Source organism: Caenispirillum bisanense, assembly GCF_900230255.1.
GTDB lineage: Bacteria > Pseudomonadota > Alphaproteobacteria > Rhodospirillales > Rhodospirillaceae > Caenispirillum > Caenispirillum bisanense_A.
The window spans coordinates 479331-500877 of the sequence record NZ_OCNJ01000002.1 but is presented as its reverse complement, the minus strand read 5'-3'; the positions used below and the strand labels follow the sequence as shown (position 1 = coordinate 500877).

General features: G+C 71.6%; 23 protein-coding genes, 1 tRNA gene and 1 pseudogene. 15 read left to right on the top strand and 10 right to left on the bottom strand.

The features are described 5' to 3' along the window. The first annotated feature begins 16 nt into the window (after positions 1-16). The 7 genes and pseudogenes from xdhA to puuE all read left to right on the top strand — a co-directional run bounded on the left by xdhA (position 17) and on the right by puuE (position 7534). Positions 17-1444 carry a xanthine dehydrogenase small subunit gene (gene xdhA / locus CRP50_RS06920; RefSeq protein ID WP_097278245.1) on the top strand — a complete coding sequence of 476 codons (1428 nt, stop codon included), beginning with the start codon at positions 17-19 and terminating at the stop codon, positions 1442-1444. Then, the gene (gene xdhB / locus CRP50_RS06915; protein WP_097278244.1) at positions 1441-3753 is read left to right on the top strand and encodes a xanthine dehydrogenase molybdopterin binding subunit; all 2313 of its coding nucleotides are present in this window, start codon (positions 1441-1443) and stop codon (positions 3751-3753) included. Before xdhA ends, xdhB begins: the two co-directional genes overlap by 4 nt. Then, the gene (gene xdhC, locus CRP50_RS06910; protein ID WP_097278243.1) at positions 3750-4526 is read left to right on the top strand and encodes a xanthine dehydrogenase accessory protein XdhC; all 777 of its coding nucleotides are present in this window, start codon (positions 3750-3752) and stop codon (positions 4524-4526) included. The genes xdhB and xdhC overlap by 4 nt, the downstream gene beginning before the upstream one ends. Then, a pseudogene (gene uraD / locus CRP50_RS26470) lies at positions 4526-5008 on the top strand (2-oxo-4-hydroxy-4-carboxy-5-ureidoimidazoline decarboxylase); the annotation flags it as partial. The gene xdhC and the pseudogene uraD, both read left to right, overlap by 1 nt. 3 nt (positions 5009-5011) lie before the next feature. After that, positions 5012-5398, top strand: a complete 387-nt coding sequence (gene uraH, locus CRP50_RS26465) for a hydroxyisourate hydrolase (protein ID WP_217992009.1) — start codon at positions 5012-5014, stop codon at positions 5396-5398. A 7-nt stretch (positions 5399-5405) separates the two neighbouring features. Beyond that, complete coding sequence (locus CRP50_RS06900; protein WP_097278242.1) at positions 5406-6623, top strand: urate hydroxylase PuuD; 1218 nt, start codon at positions 5406-5408, stop codon at positions 6621-6623. Continuing rightward, positions 6620-7534 (top strand): allantoinase PuuE, encoded by a 915-nt coding sequence (puuE, locus tag CRP50_RS06895; RefSeq protein WP_097278241.1) that lies wholly within the window; start codon positions 6620-6622, stop codon positions 7532-7534. Before CRP50_RS06900 ends, puuE begins: the two co-directional genes overlap by 4 nt. A gap of 61 nt (positions 7535-7595) precedes the next feature. On the opposite strand, the gene CRP50_RS06890 is transcribed toward puuE, so the two are convergent. Then, positions 7596-8624, bottom strand: coding sequence for a complex I NDUFA9 subunit family protein (locus CRP50_RS06890; RefSeq protein ID WP_097278240.1), 1029 nt, complete (start codon positions 8622-8624; stop codon positions 7596-7598). Positions 8625-9015: 391 nt separating this feature from the next. Between CRP50_RS06890 and CRP50_RS06885 the strand changes: the two genes are divergently transcribed. The 8 genes from CRP50_RS06885 (at position 9016) to ptsN (ending at position 15795) form a co-directional block, all read left to right on the top strand. After that, positions 9016-9102 (top strand) — tRNA-Leu (locus CRP50_RS06885). Positions 9103-9216: 114 nt separating this feature from the next. Further along, complete coding sequence (locus CRP50_RS06880; RefSeq protein ID WP_097278239.1) at positions 9217-9825, top strand: ribonuclease D; 609 nt, start codon at positions 9217-9219, stop codon at positions 9823-9825. Positions 9826-10037: 212 nt separating this feature from the next. Beyond that, entirely contained in the window at positions 10038-11024 is a 987-nt protein-coding gene (locus CRP50_RS06875; RefSeq protein ID WP_097278238.1) for a KpsF/GutQ family sugar-phosphate isomerase, read from the top strand. Continuing rightward, positions 11021-11704, top strand: a complete 684-nt coding sequence (lptC, locus tag CRP50_RS06870; protein WP_097278237.1) for an LPS export ABC transporter periplasmic protein LptC — start codon at positions 11021-11023, stop codon at positions 11702-11704. Before CRP50_RS06875 ends, lptC begins: the two co-directional genes overlap by 4 nt. Before the next feature lie 5 nt (positions 11705-11709). Next, on the top strand, positions 11710-12642 hold the full coding sequence (locus CRP50_RS06865) for an LptA/OstA family protein (protein WP_101613961.1): 933 nt from the start codon (positions 11710-11712) through the stop codon (positions 12640-12642). A gap of 52 nt (positions 12643-12694) precedes the next feature. Next, positions 12695-13501: an LPS export ABC transporter ATP-binding protein gene (lptB, locus tag CRP50_RS06860; RefSeq protein ID WP_097278235.1), complete on the top strand. Its 807-nt coding sequence runs from the start codon at positions 12695-12697 to the stop codon at positions 13499-13501. 22 nt (positions 13502-13523) lie between these two features. Next, a complete protein-coding gene (rpoN, locus tag CRP50_RS06855) occupies positions 13524-15062 on the top strand; it encodes an RNA polymerase factor sigma-54 (protein WP_097278234.1) in 1539 nt (512 codons plus the stop codon). Positions 15063-15330: 268 nt separating this feature from the next. After that, a complete protein-coding gene (gene ptsN / locus CRP50_RS06850) occupies positions 15331-15795 on the top strand; it encodes a PTS IIA-like nitrogen regulatory protein PtsN (RefSeq protein ID WP_097278233.1) in 465 nt (154 codons plus the stop codon). 67 nt (positions 15796-15862) lie between these two features. Here the strand turns inward: ptsN and CRP50_RS06845 are convergent, their stop codons facing one another. From CRP50_RS06845 to CRP50_RS06805, 9 genes are all read right to left on the bottom strand, one after another. Then, positions 15863-16285, bottom strand: coding sequence for a 3TM-type holin (locus CRP50_RS06845; RefSeq protein ID WP_097278232.1), 423 nt, complete (start codon positions 16283-16285; stop codon positions 15863-15865). Continuing rightward, positions 16285-16761 carry a cell wall hydrolase gene (locus CRP50_RS06840; protein ID WP_097278231.1) on the bottom strand — a complete coding sequence of 159 codons (477 nt, stop codon included), beginning with the start codon at positions 16759-16761 and terminating at the stop codon, positions 16285-16287. The genes CRP50_RS06845 and CRP50_RS06840 overlap by 1 nt, the downstream gene beginning before the upstream one ends. Continuing rightward, positions 16758-17069, bottom strand: a complete 312-nt coding sequence (locus CRP50_RS06835) for a hypothetical protein (RefSeq protein WP_097278230.1) — start codon at positions 17067-17069, stop codon at positions 16758-16760. Before CRP50_RS06835 ends, CRP50_RS06840 begins: the two co-directional genes overlap by 4 nt. Before the next feature lie 91 nt (positions 17070-17160). Then, a complete protein-coding gene (locus CRP50_RS06830) occupies positions 17161-17655 on the bottom strand; it encodes a protein-export chaperone SecB (protein WP_097278229.1) in 495 nt (164 codons plus the stop codon). Then, entirely contained in the window at positions 17630-18034 is a 405-nt protein-coding gene (locus CRP50_RS06825; protein ID WP_097278228.1) for a helix-turn-helix domain-containing protein, read from the bottom strand. The genes CRP50_RS06830 and CRP50_RS06825 overlap by 26 nt, the downstream gene beginning before the upstream one ends. Next, the gene (locus CRP50_RS06820; RefSeq protein ID WP_097278227.1) at positions 18031-18420 is read right to left on the bottom strand and encodes a type II toxin-antitoxin system RelE/ParE family toxin; all 390 of its coding nucleotides are present in this window, start codon (positions 18418-18420) and stop codon (positions 18031-18033) included. The genes CRP50_RS06825 and CRP50_RS06820 overlap by 4 nt, the downstream gene beginning before the upstream one ends. A gap of 98 nt (positions 18421-18518) precedes the next feature. Beyond that, on the bottom strand, positions 18519-20066 hold the full coding sequence (gene terL / locus CRP50_RS06815; RefSeq protein ID WP_097278226.1) for a phage terminase large subunit: 1548 nt from the start codon (positions 20064-20066) through the stop codon (positions 18519-18521). Beyond that, on the bottom strand, positions 20026-20370 hold the full coding sequence (locus CRP50_RS26315) for a hypothetical protein (protein ID WP_097278225.1): 345 nt from the start codon (positions 20368-20370) through the stop codon (positions 20026-20028). Before CRP50_RS26315 ends, terL begins: the two co-directional genes overlap by 41 nt. Beyond that, on the bottom strand, positions 20367-21536 hold the full coding sequence (locus CRP50_RS06805) for a phage head spike fiber domain-containing protein (protein ID WP_097278224.1): 1170 nt from the start codon (positions 21534-21536) through the stop codon (positions 20367-20369). The genes CRP50_RS26315 and CRP50_RS06805 overlap by 4 nt, the downstream gene beginning before the upstream one ends. Positions 21537-21547 lie beyond the last annotated feature (11 nt).

Genomic DNA, 21547 nt, shown 5'->3' with positions numbered 1-21547 from the left:
CGACCCGGGAGGTGGGATGAGAGACACGATCCGCTTCGCCCTCAACGGCCGCCCCCTGGCGGTGGACGGCGTGCCGTCGCACACCACCCTGCTGCAGTGGCTGCGCGCCGACGGGCTGACGGCCACCAAGGAAGGCTGCGCCGAGGGCGACTGCGGCGCCTGCACCGTCCTGCTCGGCACCCCCGCCGATGGCACTTTGGACTGGCGCGCCGTCAACGCCTGCCTCGTGCTGCTGCCGCAGGTGGACGGCCGCGCCGTGGTGACGGCGGAAGGCCTCGCCGCCGCCGACGGCACGCCGCACCCGGTGCAGAGTGCTCTGGCGGAAGCGCACGCCACCCAATGCGGCTACTGCTCCCCCGGCTTTACCATGGCGCTGGCAGCCCTGGCGCAGCGGCCGGAACGCGACGACACCGCCATCCTCGACGCCATCGCCGGCAACCTGTGCCGCTGCACCGGCTACCGCCCCATCGTCGAGGCCGCTCGCAACCTGCCTCAGGTGGATGCGCCGGCGGCCGATGCAAGCCTCGCCGCACGGCTTTCTGAATGGTCGAGCGAGGGACTCGCCTATTCCGCCGGGGCCGGGCGCTTCCTCGCCCCCGTCACCCTTGCCGAGGCCCTGCGCCTGCGCGCCGCCCACCCCGACGCCTGGGTGTGGGCCGGCGGCACCGACCTCGGCCTGCGCGTCACCAAGCGGCTGGAGGTGCCGGGCACGGTGCTGTTCCTCGGCCGGGTGGCGGAGTTGCGCGGGTTGCGCGAGAGCGCCGAAGGCCTGGAGATCGGCGCCGCCGTGCCCTATGCCGACGCCCTGGCGGCGCTGACGGACCTGGCGCCGGCCGTGGGGGATCTGGTGCGGCGCATCGGCGCGGCGCAGGTGCGCAACATGGGCACGCTGGCCGGCAACATCGCCACCGCCTCGCCCATCGGCGACAGCCTGCCGCCGCTCATCGCCCTCGGCGCCACCATCGATCTGGCGAGCCCCGCCGGCCGCCGCACCGTGGCGGCGGAGGACTTCGTCACCGGCTACCGTCAGACGGTGCTGCGGTCCGACGAACTGATCGTCGCCATCCGCATCCCGCGCCCAGCCCCCGGCACCCGCGTCGCCGCCTACAAGATCGCCAAGCGCATCGACCAGGACATCTCCACCGTCTCCGCCGCCTTCGCCCTGCGGGTGGAGGCGGGCCGGGTGACGGCCATGCGGGTGGCCTTCGGTGGGGTGGCGGCGCGGCCGCTGCGGGCGACGGTGACGGAAGCGGTGCTGCTCGGCAAGCCGTGGACGGCGGACACCGTCGCCGCCGCCAAGGCCGCCGTCGCCGCCGACATCAGCCCCATGAGCGACTTCCGCGGCAGCGCCGACTATCGCCGGCTGGTGGCCGCCAACCTGCTCGACCGCCTGTATCTGGAAACCACCGAGTCGACCGCCCCTGCGCGGCTGGAGGCCCTATGACCGCCGAGCCGATCTTGCGTGCCCGCGGCGGCGTCCACAGCCCGGTCGCCCACGACAGCGCGCTGAAGCACGTCACCGGCGAGGCGCGCTACGTCGACGACCTGCCGGAGCCGCGCGGCTGCCTGCACGTGGCGCTGGTCACCAGCCGCTGGGCCCATGCCCGCCTGACCGGCATCGACGCCGCCGCCGCCCTCGCGCTGCCCGGCGTGCGCGCGGTGGTGACGGCGGCCGACATTCCCGGCCCCAACGACATCGGCCCCATCGTGCCCGGCGAGCCGCTGCTCGCCGACGGGCTGGTGGAGTACGTCGGCCACCCGGTCGCCGCCGTGGTGGCGCGCGACTACGACACCGCCCGCCGCGCCGCCGCCCTGGTGACGATGGAAGCGGAGGCGCTGTCGCCGGTGCTCGACCTGCGCGAAGCGGCGGCGCGCGCCCATTACGTCCTGCCGCCCACCGTGTTCCAGCGCGGCGAGCCCGGCCCGGCGATCGAGGCCGCGCCGCACCGCCTGCGCGGCGAGGTCATGGTCGGCGGCCAGGATCACTTCTATCTGGAGACCCAGGCGGCGCTGGCCGTCCCGCAGGAGGACCGCGACATGCTGGTCCACTCGGGCACCCAGCACCCGACCGAGGTGCAGCACATGGTCGCCCGCCTGCTCGGGCTCGACATGAACGCGGTGACGGTGGAGGTGCGCCGCATGGGCGGCGGCTTCGGCGGCAAGGAAAGCCAGGCGACCATCATCGCCGGCATCGCCGCCGTCTGCGCCCGCGTCACCGGGCGGCCGTGCAAGCTGCGGCTCGACCGCGACACCGACATGGAAGTGACGGGCAAGCGCCACGACTTCCTGCTGAGCTGGGACGTGGGCGTCGATGCCGAGGGCCGCGTGCTCGCCGTCGACATGACCCTGGCGGCGCGCTGCGGCTGGTCGGTGGACCTGTCGCCGGGGGTGGTGAGCCGGGCGCTCAGCCATGCCGACAACGCCTATTACTATCCGCACGCCCGCCTGACGGGCCTGTTCTGCAAGACCAACACCCAGTCCAACACCGCCTTCCGCGGCTTCGGCGGGCCACAAGGCATGATGGCGGCGGAAGCGATGATGGACCACATCGCCCGCGCCCTGAAGCTCGACCCGCTGGAGGTGCGCCGCCGCAACTTCTACGCCCCCGGCCGCGACGTCACGCCCTACCACCAGACGGTGGAGCACTTCCGCCTGCCGGCCATGCTCGACGCCCTGCTGGCCTCCAGCGACTACGACCGCCGCCGGGCCGAGATCGCCGCCTTCAACGCCGGCAGCCCGGTGGTGAAGAAGGGCCTTGCCGTGTCGCCGGTGAAGTTCGGCGTGTCCTTCAACAAGCCGGAGATGAACCAGGCCGGGGCGCTGGTGCACGTCTATACCGACGGCTCCATCAGCCTGAACCACGGCGGAACGGAGATGGGCCAGGGCCTGTTCGTGAAGGTGGCGCAGGTGGTGGCGGAGGTGTTCGGCGTCGACCTCGACCGCATCAAGCCGACCGCCACCACCACCGCCAAGGTGCCCAATACCTCGCCGACCGCCGCCTCCTCGGGCACCGACCTCAACGGCATGGCGGCCAAGGTGGCGGCGGAGACCATCCGTGGCCGCATGGCCGCCCACGCCGCCGAGCTGTTCGGCGTGGCGGCCGGCGAGGTGCGCTTCGCCGCCGGCCGGGTGATGGCGGGCAACAAGGTGCTCGATTTCGCCGAACTGGCGGAGCTGTGCCACGTGGGGCGCGTCGCGCTGTCGTCCACCGGCTTCTACCGCACGCCCAAGATCCACTTCGACCGCACCACCAACACCGGCCGCCCCTTCTTCTACTTCGCCCACGGCCTGTCGGTGAGCGAGGTCGCCATCGACACCCTGACCGGCGAGTGGCTGCCGCTGCGCACCGACATCCTGCACGACGTCGGAACCTCGCTGAACCCGGCCATCGACAAGGGCCAGATCGAGGGCGGCTTCGTCCAGGGGCTCGGCTGGCTGACCATGGAGGAACTGGTGTGGGACGCCGAAGGGCGCCTGAAGACCCATGCCCCCTCCACCTACAAGATCCCGACCGCCCGCGACGTGCCGCGCGACTTCCGGGTCGATCTGCTGGCCGACGCGCCCAACGAGGAAGCCACCATCTTCCGCTCCAAGGCGGTCGGCGAGCCGCCCTTCATGCTGGCGATGAGCGTGTGGCTGGCGCTGCGCGACGCCGTCGCGTCGCTGGCCCCGGCCGGCTGGGTGCCGCCGCTCGACGCGCCGGCGACGCCCGAGAAGATCCTGCTGGCGGTGGAGGCGGCGAAGCGCTCATGACCGGCTGGCAGGATAGGGACTGGCGGCAGGCCCTGGCGCACCTGGATGCGCTGGCCGAGCCGCACGTGCTGGTCACCGTCGTCGAGGCCGTCGGCTCCACCCCGCGCGAGGCCGGCGCCAAGATGGTGGTGACGGCCGACGCCTTCGCCGGCTCCATCGGCGGCGGCGAACTGGAGAACGAGGCGCTCGCCACCGCCCGCCGCCTGATTGCCGAGGCCGCGACGGCGCCGGTGATGGAAAAGGTGATGCTCGGCGCCGACCGCAACCAGTGCTGCGGCGGCGGCGCCACCCTGCTGTTCGAGCCCTTCGCCGCGCCTGCCGTCACCGTCGCCCTGTTCGGCGCCGGCCATGTGGCGACGGCGCTGGTGCGGGTGCTGGAGGGCACGGCGGTGCGCGTGCTGTGGATCGACGAGCGCCCCGACGCCTTCCCCGCCGCCACCCGCGCCGACGTCCGCCGCACCGACGATCCGGCGGCGGAAGCGGCCGCCCTGCCGGCCGGGGCGCGGGCCTACGTGATGACCCACAGCCACGACCGCGACTTCGAGGTGCTGGCGGCCCTGCTGCGCCGCGACGACCTGGGACCGGTCGGGCTCATCGGGTCCAAGACCAAATGGGCGCGCTTCCGCAAGCGCCTGCTCGACGCCTGCCTACCCGAGGCCAAGGTAGCGGCGGTCGCCTGCCCCATCGGCCTGCCCGGCGTCGGCGGCAAGCGCCCGGCCGAAATCGCCGTCGCCGTGGCGGCGGAAATCCTGCGAACCGGAGAGAGTTCCTGATGGAAAAGCTGACCCTCGACGCCGTCGCCGACATGGCGGAAGAGGACTTCGTCGCCACCTTCGGCGGCGTCTTCGAGCATTCGCGCTGGGTGGCGGAGCGGGTCGCCCGCGCCCGCCCCTTCGCCAGCGTCACCGAGATGCACGACATGATGATGGGCGCCGTGGAAGCGGCCGAGGAAGACGAGCAACTGGCCCTCCTGCGCGCCCACCCCGACCTCGCCGGGCGGGCGGCGCTGGCCGGCGAGCTGACGGCGGCCTCCACCGGCGAGCAGGCCTCGGCCGGGCTCGACAGCCTGACCGCCGAGGAAATGGAGCGCTTCACCGAGCTGAACACCGCCTATTCCATGCGCTTCGGCTTCCCCTTCATCATGGCCGTGCGCGGCGCCGACAAGGCGCGCATCCTCGCCGGCTTCGAGGGTCGCCTCGGCAACGACCGCCACGACGAGCTGCTGCGGGCGCTGGGCGAAGTGAGCAAGATCGCCTGGATGCGCCTGCTCGGCCTGGTGCAGCCCGCGGCGACCGGCAAGCTGACCACCCACGTGCTCGACACCGCCGCCGGCTGCCCGGCCGGCGGGCTGCCGGTGACCCTGTGGCGGCTCGACGGCGAGGCGCGCGAACGGGTCGGTTCCTTCGTCACCAACGACGACGGCCGCCTCGACGCCCCGGCGCTGGCGGGCGAGGCGATGACGGCGGGCACCTACGAATGGGTGTTCGAGTGCGGCGTCTACTTCGCCCGCGCCTCGCGCCCGACCGCGGCGCCGCCCTTCCTCGACCGGGTGCCGCTGCGTTTCGGCATCTCCAACCCGGAAGCCCACTACCACGTGCCGCTGCTGCTGTCGCCGTGGTCGTTCTCCACCTACCGCGGCAGCTGAGGCGCCCATGGACCTCGCCCTGATGGACTGGCTGAACCTGGTCGGCCGTTGGATACACCTGATCGTCGGCATCGCCTGGATCGGCAGTTCCTTCTACTTCGTGTGGCAGGACAACAGCCTGGAGCCGACCGCCGACGACCCCGAGCGCAAGCGCCTGCACGGCGAGATCTGGATGGTCCACGGCGGCGGCTTCTACCACGCCAAGAAGTACAAGGTGGCGCCGCCCGGCCTGCCGGAGCACCTGCACTGGTTCAAGTGGGAGGCCTATTCCACCTGGCTGTCGGGCATGGCGCTGCTGTTCGTCGTCTACTACCTGACCGGCGCCGCCGCCATGCTGCCGCCGGGCAGTGCGCTCGGCTGGGGCGGCGGGGTGGCCGTCGGGCTGGCGTCGCTGGCGGGCGGCTGGCTCGCCTACGACCTCATGTGCCGCAGCCCGCTCGGCCGCGACGACCGGCTGCTGGCGGTGGGCGTCGTGGTGCTGGTGACGGTGCTGACGGTGGTGCTGACGCAGGTGCTGGCGGGGCGGGCGGCCTTCCTGCACGTCGGCGCGACGCTCGGCACCATCATGGTCGGCAACGTGTTCTTCGTCATCATCCCGAACCAGCGCCGCATGGTCGCCGCCATGCGCAAGGGCGAGGTGCCGGACCCCGTGTGGGGCCTGAAGGGCAAGCAGCGCAGCGTCCACAACACCTATTTCACGCTGCCGGTGCTGTTCCTCATGATCTCCAACCACTACCCGGCGCTTTACGGCCACCCCTATTCCTGGGCGCTGCTGCTGGCGATCGGGGCGGTCGGTGCGCTGGTGCGCCATGCCTTCGTGCTGCGCCACACCGGGCGCATGCGGCCGTGGATGCTGCCCGCCGCCGGTGCCGCCCTGGTGGCGGTGATGGTGGCGACGGCCGCCACCCGCTCCCTCGCCCCGGCGCCCGCCGTCGCCGAGACGAGTGCGGAGGCCGATCCGCTTGCGCCGGTGGCGCTCGCCATCGTCGAGGCCCGCTGTACCGCCTGCCACGCCGCCGCGCCCACCTTCGAAGGCTTCGACGCGCCGCCCAAGGGCATCGTGCTGGAAACCGCCGCGGATCTGCGCCAGTGGGCCGGGCCGGTTCTGCAGCAGGCCATCCACTCCGACGCCATGCCGCTCGGCAACGTCACCGCCATGCAGCCGGAGGAGCGCGCCTTGCTCGGCCGCTGGCTCACCGGCACGGAAGGAGCCGCCGCGCAATGACCACCACGCCCTATCCGCGCGACCTGATCGGCTACGGCCGCACGCCGCCGCACGCCGACTGGCCGAATGGTGCCCGCGTAGCGCTGCAGATCGTGCTCAACTACGAGGAAGGCGGCGAGGCCTGCCTGCTGCACGGCGACGCCGCCGCCGAAGCCTACCTGCAGGAGGTGCCGGGCCTCGCGCCGCTGGCGGGCGAGCGCAACATCCAGGTCGAGAGCATGTACGAATACGGCAGCCGCGCCGGCTTCTGGCGGCTGATGCGGCTGTTCGAAGCCTACCGCATGCCCGTCACCGTCTATGCCGTCGCCATGGCCCTGGAACGCCACCCCGACGCCGCCGCCGCCATGCTGGAAGCCGGGCACGAGATCGCCAGCCACGGCTGGCGCTGGATCGACTACCAGAAGATCCCCGAGGACGTGGAGCGCGAGCACATGCGCCGCGCCATCGAGATCCACACCCGCGTCACCGGCACCCGTCCGCTCGGCTGGTACACCGGGCGCGTCAGCCCCAATACCCGCCGGCTGGTGGCCGAAGAAGGCGGCTTCCTCTACGACGCCGACAGCTACGCCGACGACCTGCCCTATTGGGAGGTGGTGGAGGGACGGCCGCAGCTGATCGTGCCCTATACCCTCGACAACAACGACATGAAGTTCGCCACCCTGCACGGGCTCGGCACCGGCGAGGATTTCTACACCTACCTGCGCGACGCCTTCGACACGCTCTATGCCGAAGGCGAGGACCGGCCGAAGATGATGTCGGTCGGCCTGCACTGCCGACTCGCCGGGCGGCCGGGGCGCATCGCCGGGCTGCGGCGGTTCCTCGACCATGTGGCGGCCCACGACGAGGTGTGGGTCACCCGCCGCATCGACATCGCCCGCCACTGGCGCGAGCGGCATCCCTTCGCGGGCTGACGGAAAAAGGGGCGACCGCGAGGCCGCCCCTTCGTCGTTTGCGCCCGGTCGTGCCGCCGCGTCAGCGGTCGGTGCGGTGCGGGTCGCGCAGGATGATCTGCTTGTGCATGGTGCGGAAGCGCACGAGGTAGGTCGGCACGATGGCCTCCACCGTCGTCGGGGTCACGCCCAGGTCGCGCAGGCCCGGCAGGGCGCCGGACACCACGTTGTCGCGGCGCAGCAGCTTCACCTGGTCGCGGGTCAGCAGCGGCTTCGGCAGCATCTGCAGGAAGGTCGCCTCCACGTCGGCCACCCACATGGGCAGGGGGACGATCAGGCGGCTGCGGCGCGTTTCATGGGCGACGAGCTTCATGACGTCGCGCATGGACAGCACCTCGTCGCCGCCCAGCTCGTAGGTGACGCCCGTCGGCGCCTCCGGCTCCAGGCTGCGAAGGATAGCTTCCGCCACGTCGCCGACGTAGACCGGCTGGAACTTGGGACCGCCGTCGCCGACCAGATCGATCTGCGGCCGGCCGGCAGCGTCGCGCTTCAGGGCCGGAGCGGTCTGCGTGAAGAACGGCAGCACCGGCGAGAAGCGGGCGATGGCGGCGAACAGGTTGAAGAAGCCGTCCTCGGGGCCGAACACCACGCTCGGGCGGAACACGGTGGCGCCGGGGAAGGCGGCGCGCACGGCGGCCTCGCCCTGCGCCTTGGTGCGGGCGTAGACGGCGTCGCTGGTTTCGTCGGCACCCAGCGCCGACATCTGCACCAGACGGCCGACGCCGGCCGCGGCGGCGGCCTTGGCGACGCGCTCGGCGCCCTCGACGTGGATGCGCTGGAAGGTCGCCTTGCCGCTCTCGGCCAGGATGCCGACCAGGTTGACCACCGCGTCGGCACCGGCGACGGCGCGCGCCACCGAGGCGTCGTCCAGCACCGAGGCCGGCACGAAACTGATCTGGCCGAGATCGCCCATGGGCTTCAGGAACGCGGCCTTCTCGGTGTCGCGCACGGCGACGCGCACCCGATCGCCCCGCGCCACCAGGCGCTTGACCAGATGGCGCCCGATGAAGCCGGAGCCGCCGAACACCGTGACCAGACGAGGCTTCGTCATCGCTGAGATCTCCATATGCCGGCGCCGGGAGATGCGCGCCGCACTACGCCCGATCGGCCCCCACCACTCCGGGCGGGTGCCAAGTGGCCCGGAAGGTCGCACAGCGCGCGGGAATACGCAACCGGACCGGTGTCTTTGCCGCCGCATTTTGCGCGCCCGCGTGGACGCGCCGCGCGCGCCCGGTCTTCTCCTTCTACGGACGGGACGGGCGGGTGGAGCGGTGGAAAATCGGCCCGGCGAAGATTTTTTGCATTTTCGTGTTGACGGCCGCTCCGGATCTGAGTACATACCGGGCCTCCGACGGACGCAGCGAGCCCGACGGACCGGACGAAGCGGCAAAAAACGCTTGACGATCAAAGGGTTCGCAGAGTACAAGACGTTCGTTCCACCTGCCCAGGTGGCGGAATTGGTAGACGCGCAGGTTTCAGGTACCTGTGGCCGAAAGGTCGTGGAAGTTCGAGTCTTCTCCTGGGCACCATCTTCTGATAGTCGCGAGTTCGCGCTACAGCGCATCCCTCAACAGACGCGCTCACGGCGCCCGCCGCTTTCCCGGCCCAGCGTCCTCGGCGCTCAGGCGGAAGGCGGTTTTCGCATGTCCATCACCCTGCATCATGGCGACATCCCGGCCGACCTGACCTTCGGCGACGCCGTCGCCGTCGACACCGAGACCATGGGCCTGTCGCTCGTGCGCGACCGCCTGTGCGTGGTGCAGCTGTCGTCCGGCGACGGGACGGCGCACGTGGTGCAGCTGACCCGCGACTACGACTGCCCCAACCTGAAGCGCCTCCTGGCCGACCCGGCGGTGCTGAAGATCTTCCACTTCGCCCGCTTCGACCTCGCCATGATCCGCCGCTCGCTCGGCGTCGTGTGCGCCCCCGTGTGGTGCACCAAGATCGCGTCGAAGCTCGCGCGCACCAACACCGACCGCCACGGCCTGAAGGACCTGAGCCGCGACGTGATCGGCGTCGAGATCTCCAAGGAACAGCAGACGTCGGACTGGGGCGCCGAGACCCTGACCGAACAGCAGCTGGCCTATGCCGCGCAGGACGTGCTCCACCTCCACCGCCTGCGCGCCGCCCTGCAGGTCCTGCTCGCCCGCGAAGGCCGCGGCGATCTGGCCGAACAGTGCTTCGCCTTCCTGCCGACCCGCGCCGCTCTCGACCTGGCGGGGTGGGACGAAGTGGACATCTTCGCCCACTGATTGACAGGGGCGTCCATCGTTCCTTTATTCCGCCCCACGACATTGACGCCCCCGGGCCGCGCGCGTAGGGTTGCGCGGTCTTCCCGGGCGGCGCGCAGCCCCTGCGTCGTGGCCGGCGTACGGCCCGGCGCCGCGGCGGCGACGCCCCGCCGGTGCCGCAGCCGTTCCGCCGGGACTCCTGGCGGGCGCGACAGAGGAAGAGAGAGCACACCGTGTCCATCGCCGAACCCGCCGCCGCCCGCCTCGACTCCCCGGACGTCACGTCCGCGCGCCGCGTGCTGGCGCTGGAGGCCGAAGGTCTGACGGCGCTGGCCGACTCGCTCGGCGACGCCTTCGCCGCCGCCGTGCCCCTGCTCGACGCCGCCGAGGGCCGCATCATCGTTTCCGGCATGGGCAAGAGCGGCCACGTGGCGCGCAAGATCGCCGCGACGCTCGCCTCCACCGGCCGCCCGGCGCAGTTCGTCCACCCGGCGGAAGCCAGCCACGGCGACATGGGCATGATCACCCGCGCCGACGCCGTCATCGCCTTGTCCAACTCGGGCGAGACGCCGGAGCTGGCCGACCTCATCGCCTATACCCGCCGCTTCGGCATCCCGCTGGTCGGGATGACCGGCCGCGCCGGCTCGACTCTCGCCGAGCAGGCCGACGTGGCGCTGGTGCTGCCGCGGGTGAACGAGGCCTGCCCGCTCGGCCTCGCGCCCACCACCTCCACCACCATGATGCTGGCGCTGGGTGATGCGCTGGCGGTCTGCCTGCTGGAGCGCAAGGGCTTCACGGCGGCCGACTTCCAGATCTTCCATCCGGGCGGCCAGCTCGGCCGCCGCCTGCTGACGGTCAAGGACCTGATGCACGCCGGCGAGCGCCTGCCCCTCGTCACCCCCGACCGGCCCATGAGCGAGGCCATCGTCGAGATGAGCGCCAAGTCCTTCGGCTGCGTCGGCGTGGTCGACGGCGCCGGCGCACTGATCGGCATCGTCACCGACGGCGACCTGCGCCGCCACATGGGCGACGACCTGCTCGGCCAGACGGTGGAGTCGGTGATGACGCGCCAGCCCAAGAGCATCCGCCCCTCCGCCCTGGCGGCGGAGGCCCTGCGCATCCTCAACACGCTGGCGGTGACCAGCCTGTTCGTCGTCGAGGACGGCAAGCCCGTCGGCCTCGTCCACATCCACGACTGCCTGCGGGCGGGGGTGGCATGATGGCGGCTGCGGACCACGGCGGCCCGGTGCGGCCGGGTCCGCTGCGGGCGGCGGACGGGGCGCCGCGGCCGCGCCGAGGGCAGCGCCACGGCAGCGGCTACAGCCGCTTCGTGCGGCTGATGAAGGTCGGCCTCATGGGCATCGCCGTGCTGCTGGTGGTGCTGGTCGCCATCTGGCCGCAGCTGCAGACGGTGGAAGAGGAATTCCGCGTCAAGTTCGCGAGCCTCAAGGGCGCCAGCGTCGACCAGATCGAGATGATCAACGCCCGCTACTTCGGCACCGACGAGAAGAACCGGCCCTACGCCGTCACCGCCGCCCGCGCGGTGGAACTGCCCGAGGACCGCGTGCAGCTCGACAACCCCAAGGCCGACATGACGCTGGAAGACGGCTGGGTCATGCTCAACGGCGACACCGGCATCTACGACAAGACGGGCAAGACGCTGCTGCTGACCGGCAACGTCAACGTCTTCCAGGACGAAGGCAACGAATTCCACACCTCCACGGCGACCATCGACGTCGAAGCCGGCGACGCCACCGGGGACGAGCCCGTGCAGGGCGCCGGGTCCTTCGGCTGGTTCACCGGCGAAGGCTTCGAACTGACGGACAAGGGCAAGCGCTTCAAGGTCACCGGCAAGTCCAAGCTGGTGCTGACCGGCGTGGAGGCCCAGGAAGGACGATGAGGACCATGCAGGGGAACACGCGGACGGCGCTGCTGGCGCTGGCGCTGACGGCGGCCTTCGCCGCGGCGCAGGGTGCGGCCACGGGCGCCGCCGTCGCCCAGACCATCGACCTCGCCACGGGCGGCCCGGCGGCCGGCGGCGCCGACCAGCAGGGTCGCGTCGGCACCGTTCCCATCGAGGTGGTGGCCGACGACGGCATCGAGTGGCTGCAGAACGACAAGAAGTTCATCGCCCGCGGCAACGCCGTCGCCACCCGCGGCACCACCCAGGTCTTCGCCGACACCCTGGTCGCCGACTACCGCGAGCTGCCGGAAGACCAGGGCGGCGGCACCGAGGTCTACCGCCTCACCGCCGAGGGCAGCGTGGTCATCAAGAGCCCGCAGGAAACCGCCACCGGCACCCGCGCCGTCTACACCATCGACGACGCCCTGCTCACCCTGTGGGGCGGGCCGGCCAAGCTGGTGACGCCGACCGACACGGTGACGGCAGAGAAGGAAATCCGCTACTACGAGCGCGACCGCAAGGCCGTGGCCGAGGGCGACGCCGTCGCCGTGCGCGGCGACCGCCGCATCGCCGCCGACCGCCTGACCGCCTTCTTCGTCGACCCGGAAGCCGGCGCCAAGCCGCAGAAGACCGCCGCCAAGAACACCGACAGCCTGGCCGGCGACAGCGAGCTCGACCGCATCTATGCCGACGGTGACGTGGTCATCACCACCCCGAAGGAGCGCATCGAAGGCGACCAAGGCAATTACAATGCCAAAACCGGTATCGCCGAGATGGAAGGTTCGGTTAAGATCACCCAGGGCAAGAGCGTGCTGCAGGGCGACCGCGCCACGAGCAACCTGAACACCAACGTCAGCACCCTGCACAGCGGGTCCGGCGGCATGGCCCGCGGTCTGCTGGTGCCCAAGAATTCCGGCGACGGCCAGGGCCAGTAGGCCGCCGGTCGGCCGGCGCGAGAGTGTGCGGCAGAGAGGACAAGGTTTCAGCATGGCGCTTCGATCCGTCGACACCGCAGACACCGCCGCCCCCGCCGCCGACCGCGGCGACGGGTCGCTCCGCGTTCTGCAGGGCGGCGGCGGCCTGACCGTCGAACACATCGGCAAGCGCTACAAGGGCCGCCCGGTGCTGCGCGACGTCTCGCTCGGCGTGCAGCGCGGCGAGGCGGTCGGCCTGCTCGGCCCCAACGGCGCCGGCAAGACCACCTGCTTCTACTGCGTCACCGGTCTCATCACCCCCGACGCCGGCGCCATCAAGCTGGACGGCCAGGACGTCACCCGCCTGCCCATGTACCGCCGCGCCCGCCAGGGCATCGGCTACCTGCCGCAGGAAGCCAGCATCTTCCGCGGCATGACGGTGGAACAGAACCTGCGCGCCGTGCTGGAAGTGGCGACCGACGACGAGGAAGAGCGCGAGCACCGCATGGAGAGCCTGCTCGCCGAATTCTCCATCGCCCACCTGCGCCGCGCCTCCGCCCTGTCGCTGTCGGGCGGCGAGCGCCGCCGCGTCGAGATCGCCCGCACGCTCGCCACCAACCCGCATTTCGTGCTGCTGGACGAACCGCTGGCCGGCATCGACCCCATCGCCGTCGGCGAAATCCGCGACCTGGTGGCGCACCTGAAGAACCGCGGCATCGGCGTGCTCATCACCGACCACAACGTCCGCGAGACCCTCGACATCATCGACCGCGCCTACATCCTGCACGAGGGCAAGGTGATGATGGAGGGCACGCCCGGCGACATCGTGACGCACGAGGGCGTCCGCCGGGTGTACCTCGGCGAAAAGTTCAGCCTGTAGGTCCGGGAGCGACCGCGGCACCATGGTCCTCGCCCCCAGCCTCCACCTCCGCCAGACCCAGTCGCTGGTCATGACGCCGCAGCTGCAGCAGGCGATCAAGCTGCTGCAGTTGAGCAACATCGAGCTGACGGCCTACGTCGAGCAGGAACTGGAACGCAATCCGCTGCTCGAACGGGCGGAGCCGCGCGACGTCGCCGGGGCCGGCGAGGATCGCTACGACGACCGCCGCGACGCCGGCGAAGGCGTGCTGGTCGACAGCCCCGACGGCCGCGCCGGATCGGAGGCGCCGCTCGACGTCGAGATCGACAATTCCTACGACGCCCAGGAATACGAATCGGGCCCCGCCGCCCCGGAAGGCGTGGCGGCGGCCGGTGCCGAAGGCTTCGCCGACGACTGGTCCAACGTCGGGTCGGGCGGCCGGCGCGATTTCATGGACGAGGACGGCGGCTACGAGAACACGCTCGCCGGCGGCGTCTCCCTGCGCGACCACCTGGTCGACCAGCTGGCCTGCGACGTGCCCGAGGGCGCCGACCGCCTCATCGGCCAGGCCTTCATCGACAGCCTGGACGACAACGGCTACCTGACGGTCACCGTCGAGGAAATGGCCGAGGCCATGGGCGCCCCCGTCGAGCGGGTGCGCCGCGTGCTCGACCGCCTGCAGCGCTTCGACCCGCCCGGCCTGTTCGCCCGCGACCTGTCCGAATGCCTCGCCCTGCAACTGCGCGAGAAGGACCGGCTGGACCCCTGCATGCAGGCGCTGCTCGCCAACCTGGACCTGCTGGCCCGGCGCGACGTGCCGCAGCTTTTGAAGGTCTGCGGCGTCGATGCCGAGGACCTGGCCGAGATGGTGGCCGAGATCCGCGCCTGCGACCCGCGCCCGGCGCTGCGCTTCACCGACGTGCCGGCGCAGCCGGTGGTGCCCGACGTGCTCATGCGCCCGGCCCCCGACGGCGGCTGGCACGTGGAGCTGAACACCGACGCGCTGCCCCGCGTGCTGGTCAACCACCGCTACTATGCGCTGGTCTCCAAGGCAGCCCGCAGCAAGGAAGACAAGGGTTTCGTCGCCGAGAACTTCCAGACGGCGAGCTGGCTCGTCAAGGCGCTGGACCAGCGCGCCAACACCATCCTGAAGGTGGCGGTGGAAATCGTGCGCCAGCAGGACGCCTTCTTCGTCCACGGCATTTCCGCCCTGCGCCCGCTCATCCTGCGCGACATCGCGACGGCCATCGAGATGCACGAGAGCACGGTCAGCCGTGTGACCTCCAACAAGTACATCGCCACGCCGCGCGGCATCTTCGAGCTGAAATACTTCTTCACCCAGGCCATCGCCGGGGCCGACGGCGAAGCCCATTCGGCCGAGGCGGTACGCCACCGGATCCGCGCGCTCATCGACGCCGAGAGCGCCGACGACGTGCTGTCCGACGACACCCTCGTGGCGTTGTTGAAAAAGGAGGGCATCGACATCGCCCGCCGGACCGTTGCCAAGTATCGGGAGGGAATGAAGATCGCGTCTTCCGTTCAGCGGCGTCGCGAAAAACGAATGAAACTTACCCAGGCGTGAGGTCTTCCGGAAGGCGTAGAACTTTCGCCGGACGGACTTGCGGACGGCTTGACTTGCAGGCGCCGAAGGCCTACCTTCCCGCGCCTTGACCACGTCCCCGCGCAATCGTGTCTTCGCCCCCCGGCCGACACGTGCAGGGCGGTCGCTCCGCCGGATGGATGTCCGCGGCGACCAGAGCGAAGCCGGGGCGACGACGCGGCACTTGCATATGGCCGCATCGGCCCTGACTTGTAATTGTCACACCGAGTTTTTTCGACGAGGGACCGGCATGGAGATCTCCGATCTGCTCAGCCCCGAAGCCGTCATTCCCAGCCTGAAGGCGACGAGCAAGAAGCAGGCGCTGCAGGAGATCGCGAAGCACGCCGCGGAACTGACCGGGCTGCACGAACGCGCCATCTTCGACACGCTTCTCGAACGCGAGCGCCTGGGAACGACCGGCGTCGGCAACGGGATCGCCATCCCGCACGGCAAGCTGCCGCAGCTCGACCGGCTGCACGGCCTGTTCGCGCGCCTGGAGCGCCCCATCGACTTCGACAGCATCGACGAACAGCCCGTCGACCTGCTGTTCCTGCTGCTCGCGCCGGAAACGGCGGGCGCCGACCACCTGAAGGCGCTGGCCCGCATCTCGCGCCTGCTGCGCGACCGGTCCATCTGCGAGAAGCTGCGCGGCACCGACAGCGCCGAGGGGCTCTATGCCCTGCTGACCCAGCACGAGGCCAACGCCGCCGCCTGAGCGCGCCGGTGACGCAACGCGAAAAGACGCCGGGGCGGCCCCACGGATGGGGCCGCCCCGCTCGCGTTCACGCCTGCTCGTCCGGCCGGGTCTCCGGCGCCGTGCCGACGGCGGGCGGCGTCGGCGTGGGCAGGCGCTTGTCCTGGCTGCGCTTGACCACCGACAGGCCGAGCACGGCCAGTGCCCCGCCCCAGATGGGCGTGGTGTCGAGCAGCGCCGCGATCACTTCGGGCGCGCGGGCGGGCTCGTGCACCACCACCCAGGCGACGGCCAGCATCATCACCAGCCAGCTCAGCGCCACCGCATAGCCGAAGGTCGGCCGCCAGCGGCGCACGTAGGCGTCCTCGCCCGGCGACGCCTGCGACGGCCCGGCCGCCGCCTCGCCCCCGGCACCGCGGGCCTCGGCGAGGGCGGCGGCGGCCGCGCGGGCGGCGTCGACGGCGTCGAGCAGCCGCGGCAGGCTGTCCGAGCCCAAGAGGGGAGCGGTCATCACAGCACCTCCACGTCATTGTAGAACAAATGGCGGCCGATCTCGGCGCAGGGCACCAGCCGCCATGCCCAGGGCGGATGGATGCCGCGGGCGTGGTAGTGGGTGGCGCCGTCGGTCGGGTCGGCCAGGTTGCCGGCGACGGCGCGGCGCGCGATGCGCAGGGCGCCGGCGAAGCCGCGGGTCTGCGGCGTCAGGGCGAGCAGCCGCGGCCGGTTGGGGTCGTTGGCGTTCCAGCACGAGAACTGCCAGGGCTTCAGGCAGACCTCGGTGACGCTGGCGCCCCACCACCACCGCCCGCCGCGCGCCTGCGCCCGGGCGACACGGTTGAGCACGACGGCGGCCACCGCCTCCTGCCCGCGCACCGGCTCGCCGCGCGCCTCGCCCCACAGGGTGCGCGCCAGCACCTCCACCGGATCGGCGAGCAGGTCCGCCGGCAGCGGCGGGACGGGCGGCGTGGTCTTGGCGGCGCCGCTCATGCCCGCCCGCCCGCCGGCCGCACGGCCTGCTGCTGCACGCCATCGAGCTTCAGCTCGATGCGTTCGAGATGGGCGGTGAGGCGCTTTTCCACCTCGCGCAGGTGGGAGAGCGAGGCATAGGACTGCGCCACCTCCAGCTTGTAGGCGGCCAGCGCCTCGCGCTGCTGGGCATGGCCGCGCTCGAAGGCGCGACGGTTCTCCTCAGCGGCATCGTCGGCGTCGTGCCGATTGCGCCAGACGAGCCAGAACAGCCCGCCGAGCGCCGGCAACTCCACCGCCGACACCCACCACATGATGTCGAAGGGCATGGGGGTCTCCTGTTGGGGCATGGGCAAAAGAAAAGCGGCCGATCCGGGTGGATCGGCCGCGCGATGCGGTATCTGTGGGTGCCCTGCGGCGTCAGTCGGACGCCTTGGCCCGCTTGCGACGGGGCCGGGCGGGCGGCGACGGCTCGGCCGGCGGCGGTGCCGGCTCGGCATCGTCGTCCAGCACCTCGGGCGGGAACACTTCGGCCGGCAGCAGCACAGGCGGGAACGGGCCGCGGGCGGTGGTCGCCAGCACCACCTCGCGGGCGGCGCCGTACAGGATGGACGGCGCGGTGTTGGTCAGCAGGCCGTCGCGCAGCCGCTTGTCCTCCACCGACGGATCGATGCGGAAGATGCCGCGCAGGGCCAACCGCACCCGGTAGGGCGCCGCGCCGGAGTCGTCGTGACCGACCGTGACTGTCAGGCGCACCTGATGCAGCCGCGGGTCGTCGGGTGACGAGGCGTAGTCGCGCTCGGTCGCCGGCTCCGGCCGCCAGTCGGCGAAGACGGCCGGGTCGGCATCGACGTTCGCCGCCACCGACAGTTCTTCGACGAAATAATGCTCAAGCAGCAGACGTGAGGCCGTCATCGTTCTCGTCCATGCGGGAAACCACCGTCTTCCGGGCGAGGGGTGTCGGCACCGTGGTCATGCGGCCGCCGGGAATGGACTCGAGCCACCGCATTCGCCGCCCGCCGTCGCACAGGTGCTGATGCAGGTCGGCACCCACGGCGTCGGCGAAGCGGACCATGGTCTCCAGGGTGTAGTTGCCCTCGCCGCTGAACAGCTTGGTTATGTAGGCCTTGGAGACCCCCGCCTTCTTGGCGAGCTGGGCGCGGGTGATGGACTTTTCCTCCATCAGCCGCTCGAGCTCCGCCGCGAACTGCAGGGCGAGGCGCTCGGCCTTGTACTCGGGAGAATTCCGGGCGTCTGCCAGGAGTCCGGCGAACCCGACCTTCTTCTTCATCATTCGTGTTCCTTCACCAACGTCACGGAACCCGCCCGGCAGGCCTTGCGGGCGGCGACGGCGCGCTCCCGTTCCCGCTTGGGCGTCTTGTTCGTCCGCTTCAAGAATGCATGCGAGCAGAGGATGATCTTGTCCCTGTCATAGAACCAGAGGATCCGGACCTGCCCGGCCGTGAACTGGTAGATCTGGTGTTCATCGTCGATCTGATGGCACCGGTCCGAGGGCAGCGCCCGCGTCCCGCCTTCCGCCACGTGATCCAGCATGGCCAGAACCTTCCGCCGCTCGGACTTCGGCAATCCGCTCACGAACTCCTCGAGGGGGCAGGTGCCGTCCTCGTCGGCGAGCGCCCAGATCCTCCAGGGACCGTTCACAACCTCGCGCGCAAACACTAGTTAACTCCTGAGTTAACTCCCGTCAAGGGGTGACGATACCCCCTGGCACCATGTTTCCTCCTTTATCAAAATCATCGCGGGAGATGAAGAGCATCCTACACCCCGAAGTCGCTCTCCGCCTTCCACCCGCCGCCGCCGCGCCAGGCGCCGGGGCGTTTGGCGGTGGGGCCGGGGGTGCGGGGGAGGCGGACGGGTTCGGCTGCGAGGCAGCCGGCGACGGCGTCCAGGCCGTCGTCGCGGCCGCCGCCGCCGGGACGCCACTCGCGCATTTCGGCGACGAAGGGCGTCGTCCACACCGAGCGGTGGGCCGACAGGGCGCCGGCCGCCAGCACGGCGTCGAAGGCGTCGATGATGCGGGCGTCCTTGTTGCGGCTGGATGCCGTCGGCACAACGGCGCAGCGCAAGCCGTCTTCGGCCAGCACCTTCTGCAACAGGCCGGGCAGGAACTTGCCGACGCCGTTGCTTTCCACCCGCACCGACGGCAGGTGGTTGTCGCGCAGGAAGGCGGCGACGGCGCGGCACTGCTGCGTCGCCTCGTCCTCGCCCGCCCCCGCCCCGGCGCCGGCCAGCGCCGCCGGGTCGTGTTCGAGCCAGCGGATGCGGTGCAGGTGATAGGCGCCGTCCTCGTCGGTGAAGACGCAGGCGACGACGCTGCCGTCGCCCTTGCCGGGCGCCCCGTAGGCCGGGTCCCAGAAGCACGAGGCCGAGACCAGCCGCCGGCCGCCGAGGGTGAGCGTCGCCTCGCCGTTGCCTTCGGTATAGACCAGTTCGTCGTCGTAGAGCCGCAGGCGGTCGGGGTCGAGGCGGCCGTCGGCGATGTTCACCGGCTCCAGCAGCATCTGGCTGCGGAACTTGTTGGGGCCCGTGCGGCGGCGGATGCCGTCGATCTTCTCGGGCGGGAAACGCTCCGGCCAGGCGCTGCGGCCGCGGCCGTCGACCAGCGGGATCTCCAGCCGGTGGAAGCCGTCGAGGAAGGGGCGCGACTCGCCGGCCTCGGCCCGCGGCGCCCGGCCGTAGATGGTGTAGAAGGTGTGCGGCGTGCCGACGTAGAGCTGCATGCCGCCAGGCACCAGGATGTAATCCAGTTCCGACAGCCGCGCCCGCAGGTCGGCGCGCTTGGGCGCGGTGTCGCAGGTGTTGGGCACTTCCACGTCGTCGCACACCACCACGTCGGCGCGGCTGCCGGTGATGTTGCCGCCGATGCCGCGCGCCAGCATGGAGGGATCGCGCAGCTCGCCCGGCCGGTTGACGGTGAACTGGTCCGCCGCCCACTGGTCGCGGCGCGGCGGCTTCAGGCCCTTGGTGAGCGGGTGGTGTTCGATGATGCGCTTGACGTTGCGCACCATCTTCTTGGCGAGGGCATGGTCGGCGGCCAGCACCATGATGCGCAGGTCCGGCCAGCGCCACAGCAGCCAGGCGCAGAACAGGCCGACCACCGTCGACTTGCCCGAGTTGCGGAAGGCCATGAGCAGGCATTCGCGCTCGTGCTGCCGCCAGCGCGCCGACAGCCACCGCGCCATGCGGCGCTGGTGGACGGGGGTGGTGAGGCCGAGGGCGTGGTTCCAGATCCAGGCGAACTCGGGGAAGTCGAGCGGCGCCGTCTCAGTCGTCGCGGTCGTCGTCGTCGGGGGCGAAATCGTCATCGGGATCGGCGTCCTCGGTCATGGCGGAGCGGGCGGCGGCGATGAGCCGGGCGAGATCGTCGTCGCCGCCCCCTGCCCCGCCCGCCGCGGCGGCGGGCACTGCGGGCGGCGCCGCCCAGCGCAGCAGCTTGACCAGCACCTCCACATGGGCGAGGGCGGCCTTGCAGGCGGCGTGATGGGCGGCGAAACCCTTGGCGTCGTCGGGGGCGGGGGTGGCGGAAAAGGCGTCGTAGGCGGCCACCGCCGCCGCCGCCCGCTCGGGCAGGCGGGCGGCGAGGCTGCCCTTGAGGTCGTCGAGGGTCATGCCGTCAGCTCCTGCAGCGTCGCGTCGGGCAGGCGGCGGGGGTAGTGCAGCACCAGCCGCACGTGGCCCGACAGGTGGCGCTGCACGCCGCCGCGCCGCTGGTGGCCGATGGCCAGCGTACGGCCGGCGGCGTCGATGGCGTTCACCAAGCCGCCGCCGGCGAGCGCCGGCCGCCACGTCGCGCCGTCCACCGCCACCGTCGGGTCGCCCTGCCCCGCCGTCCAGCCGAGCGCCACCCGGCGATAGCCCTCGGCGCTCCACAGGCCGTTGGAGGTGGCGCCGGCGGCATAGCCCACCTGCGTCCCGAAGCCCCAGCCGAGGCGCGAGGCGAAATCGGGCTGGCGCTGTAGCTCGATCACCGCCGTGGTGCCGGCCGAGGTGTCACCCACCGACAGCAGGGTCTGGCGCGGGCTCGAGGTCGGCAGATCGCTGCCGTAGCAGCGGGCGTCGATCACCAGCGTGCCCTCCGCCCGGTTCCAGAAGCCTGCCAGGTCGGGCACCGTCAGCACGTCGCCCTGGCGGGTGACGGTGGAGGCGGCGGTGACGATGCGGCTGGTGGGGTAGGCGCCGGCCTCGCACTGGGCATAGTCGGCGGCCACGCTGTCGCCGGCGGCGGAGAGGCGCAGGCCGACCACCGGGTTGCTCACCGACTTAGCGACGGCGACGCGGGTGAAGCGGCCGGCGACCAGCTTGCCCGTGACGTCGGTCCAGGTGGCGCCGCCGTCGACGGTGACGGACACGGCGCCGGTGACCGTCAGCGGCTTCAGGTCGAGGGCGAAGCAGTGCCAGGCGGTGGCGGCGGTCACCAGCTGCGTCACCACCGCCCCGGCCGCAGTCGCCGCCACCCGGCAGGCGCCGCCGGTGGTGCCGTCGGCGCCGGTGGCGTCCTTGGTGACGGCGGCATTGGTCTTCGACCACACCGCCTGGGTGAGGTCGCGGGCGTGGCGGACGAGGTTGGTGCGCGGCTCCTCGATGCACCAGCCGAGGTAGGCGCCGGTGGCGAGGTCGTAGTCGTCGCGCAGGGTGTCGGCCGCCACCTCCTCCACCAGCCCGAGGGCGGTGACGCGGGTGGCGACCGAGGGGCGCGACAGGCTGAGGCGCGCCGGCACCACGCCCGGCCGCGCGGCCAGCACGAGGCCCGGGTAATGCTGCAGGGTCAGGGGCATGGGATGCGGGT

Excerpts from the sequence above, each read along its gene's own strand:
- xdhA (WP_097278245.1), top strand. The coding sequence starts at position 17 with ATGAGAGACACGATCCGCTTCGCCCTCAACGGCCGCCCCCTGGCGGTG.
- xdhB (WP_097278244.1), top strand. The coding sequence starts at position 1,441 with ATGACCGCCGAGCCGATCTTGCGTGCCCGCGGCGGCGTCCACAGCCCG.
- xdhC (WP_097278243.1), top strand. The coding sequence starts at position 3,750 with ATGACCGGCTGGCAGGATAGGGACTGGCGGCAGGCCCTGGCGCACCTG.
- uraH (WP_217992009.1), top strand. The coding sequence starts at position 5,012 with ATGCGCCTGCTCGGCCTGGTGCAGCCCGCGGCGACCGGCAAGCTGACC.
- CRP50_RS06900 (WP_097278242.1), top strand. The coding sequence starts at position 5,406 with ATGGACCTCGCCCTGATGGACTGGCTGAACCTGGTCGGCCGTTGGATA.
- puuE (WP_097278241.1), top strand. The coding sequence starts at position 6,620 with ATGACCACCACGCCCTATCCGCGCGACCTGATCGGCTACGGCCGCACG.
- CRP50_RS06890 (WP_097278240.1), bottom strand. The coding sequence starts at position 8,624 with ATGACGAAGCCTCGTCTGGTCACGGTGTTCGGCGGCTCCGGCTTCATC.
- CRP50_RS06880 (WP_097278239.1), top strand. The coding sequence starts at position 9,217 with ATGTCCATCACCCTGCATCATGGCGACATCCCGGCCGACCTGACCTTC.
- lptC (WP_097278237.1), top strand. The coding sequence starts at position 11,021 with ATGATGGCGGCTGCGGACCACGGCGGCCCGGTGCGGCCGGGTCCGCTG.
- CRP50_RS06865 (WP_101613961.1), top strand. The coding sequence starts at position 11,710 with ATGCAGGGGAACACGCGGACGGCGCTGCTGGCGCTGGCGCTGACGGCG.
- lptB (WP_097278235.1), top strand. The coding sequence starts at position 12,695 with ATGGCGCTTCGATCCGTCGACACCGCAGACACCGCCGCCCCCGCCGCC.
- rpoN (WP_097278234.1), top strand. The coding sequence starts at position 13,524 with ATGGTCCTCGCCCCCAGCCTCCACCTCCGCCAGACCCAGTCGCTGGTC.
- ptsN (WP_097278233.1), top strand. The coding sequence starts at position 15,331 with ATGGAGATCTCCGATCTGCTCAGCCCCGAAGCCGTCATTCCCAGCCTG.
- CRP50_RS06845 (WP_097278232.1), bottom strand. The coding sequence starts at position 16,285 with ATGACCGCTCCCCTCTTGGGCTCGGACAGCCTGCCGCGGCTGCTCGAC.
- CRP50_RS06840 (WP_097278231.1), bottom strand. The coding sequence starts at position 16,761 with ATGAGCGGCGCCGCCAAGACCACGCCGCCCGTCCCGCCGCTGCCGGCG.
- CRP50_RS06835 (WP_097278230.1), bottom strand. The coding sequence starts at position 17,069 with ATGCCCTTCGACATCATGTGGTGGGTGTCGGCGGTGGAGTTGCCGGCG.
- CRP50_RS06830 (WP_097278229.1), bottom strand. The coding sequence starts at position 17,655 with ATGACGGCCTCACGTCTGCTGCTTGAGCATTATTTCGTCGAAGAACTG.
- CRP50_RS06825 (WP_097278228.1), bottom strand. The coding sequence starts at position 18,034 with ATGATGAAGAAGAAGGTCGGGTTCGCCGGACTCCTGGCAGACGCCCGG.
- terL (WP_097278226.1), bottom strand. The coding sequence starts at position 20,066 with ATGACGATTTCGCCCCCGACGACGACGACCGCGACGACTGAGACGGCG.
- CRP50_RS26315 (WP_097278225.1), bottom strand. The coding sequence starts at position 20,370 with ATGACCCTCGACGACCTCAAGGGCAGCCTCGCCGCCCGCCTGCCCGAG.
- CRP50_RS06805 (WP_097278224.1), bottom strand. The coding sequence starts at position 21,536 with ATGCCCCTGACCCTGCAGCATTACCCGGGCCTCGTGCTGGCCGCGCGG.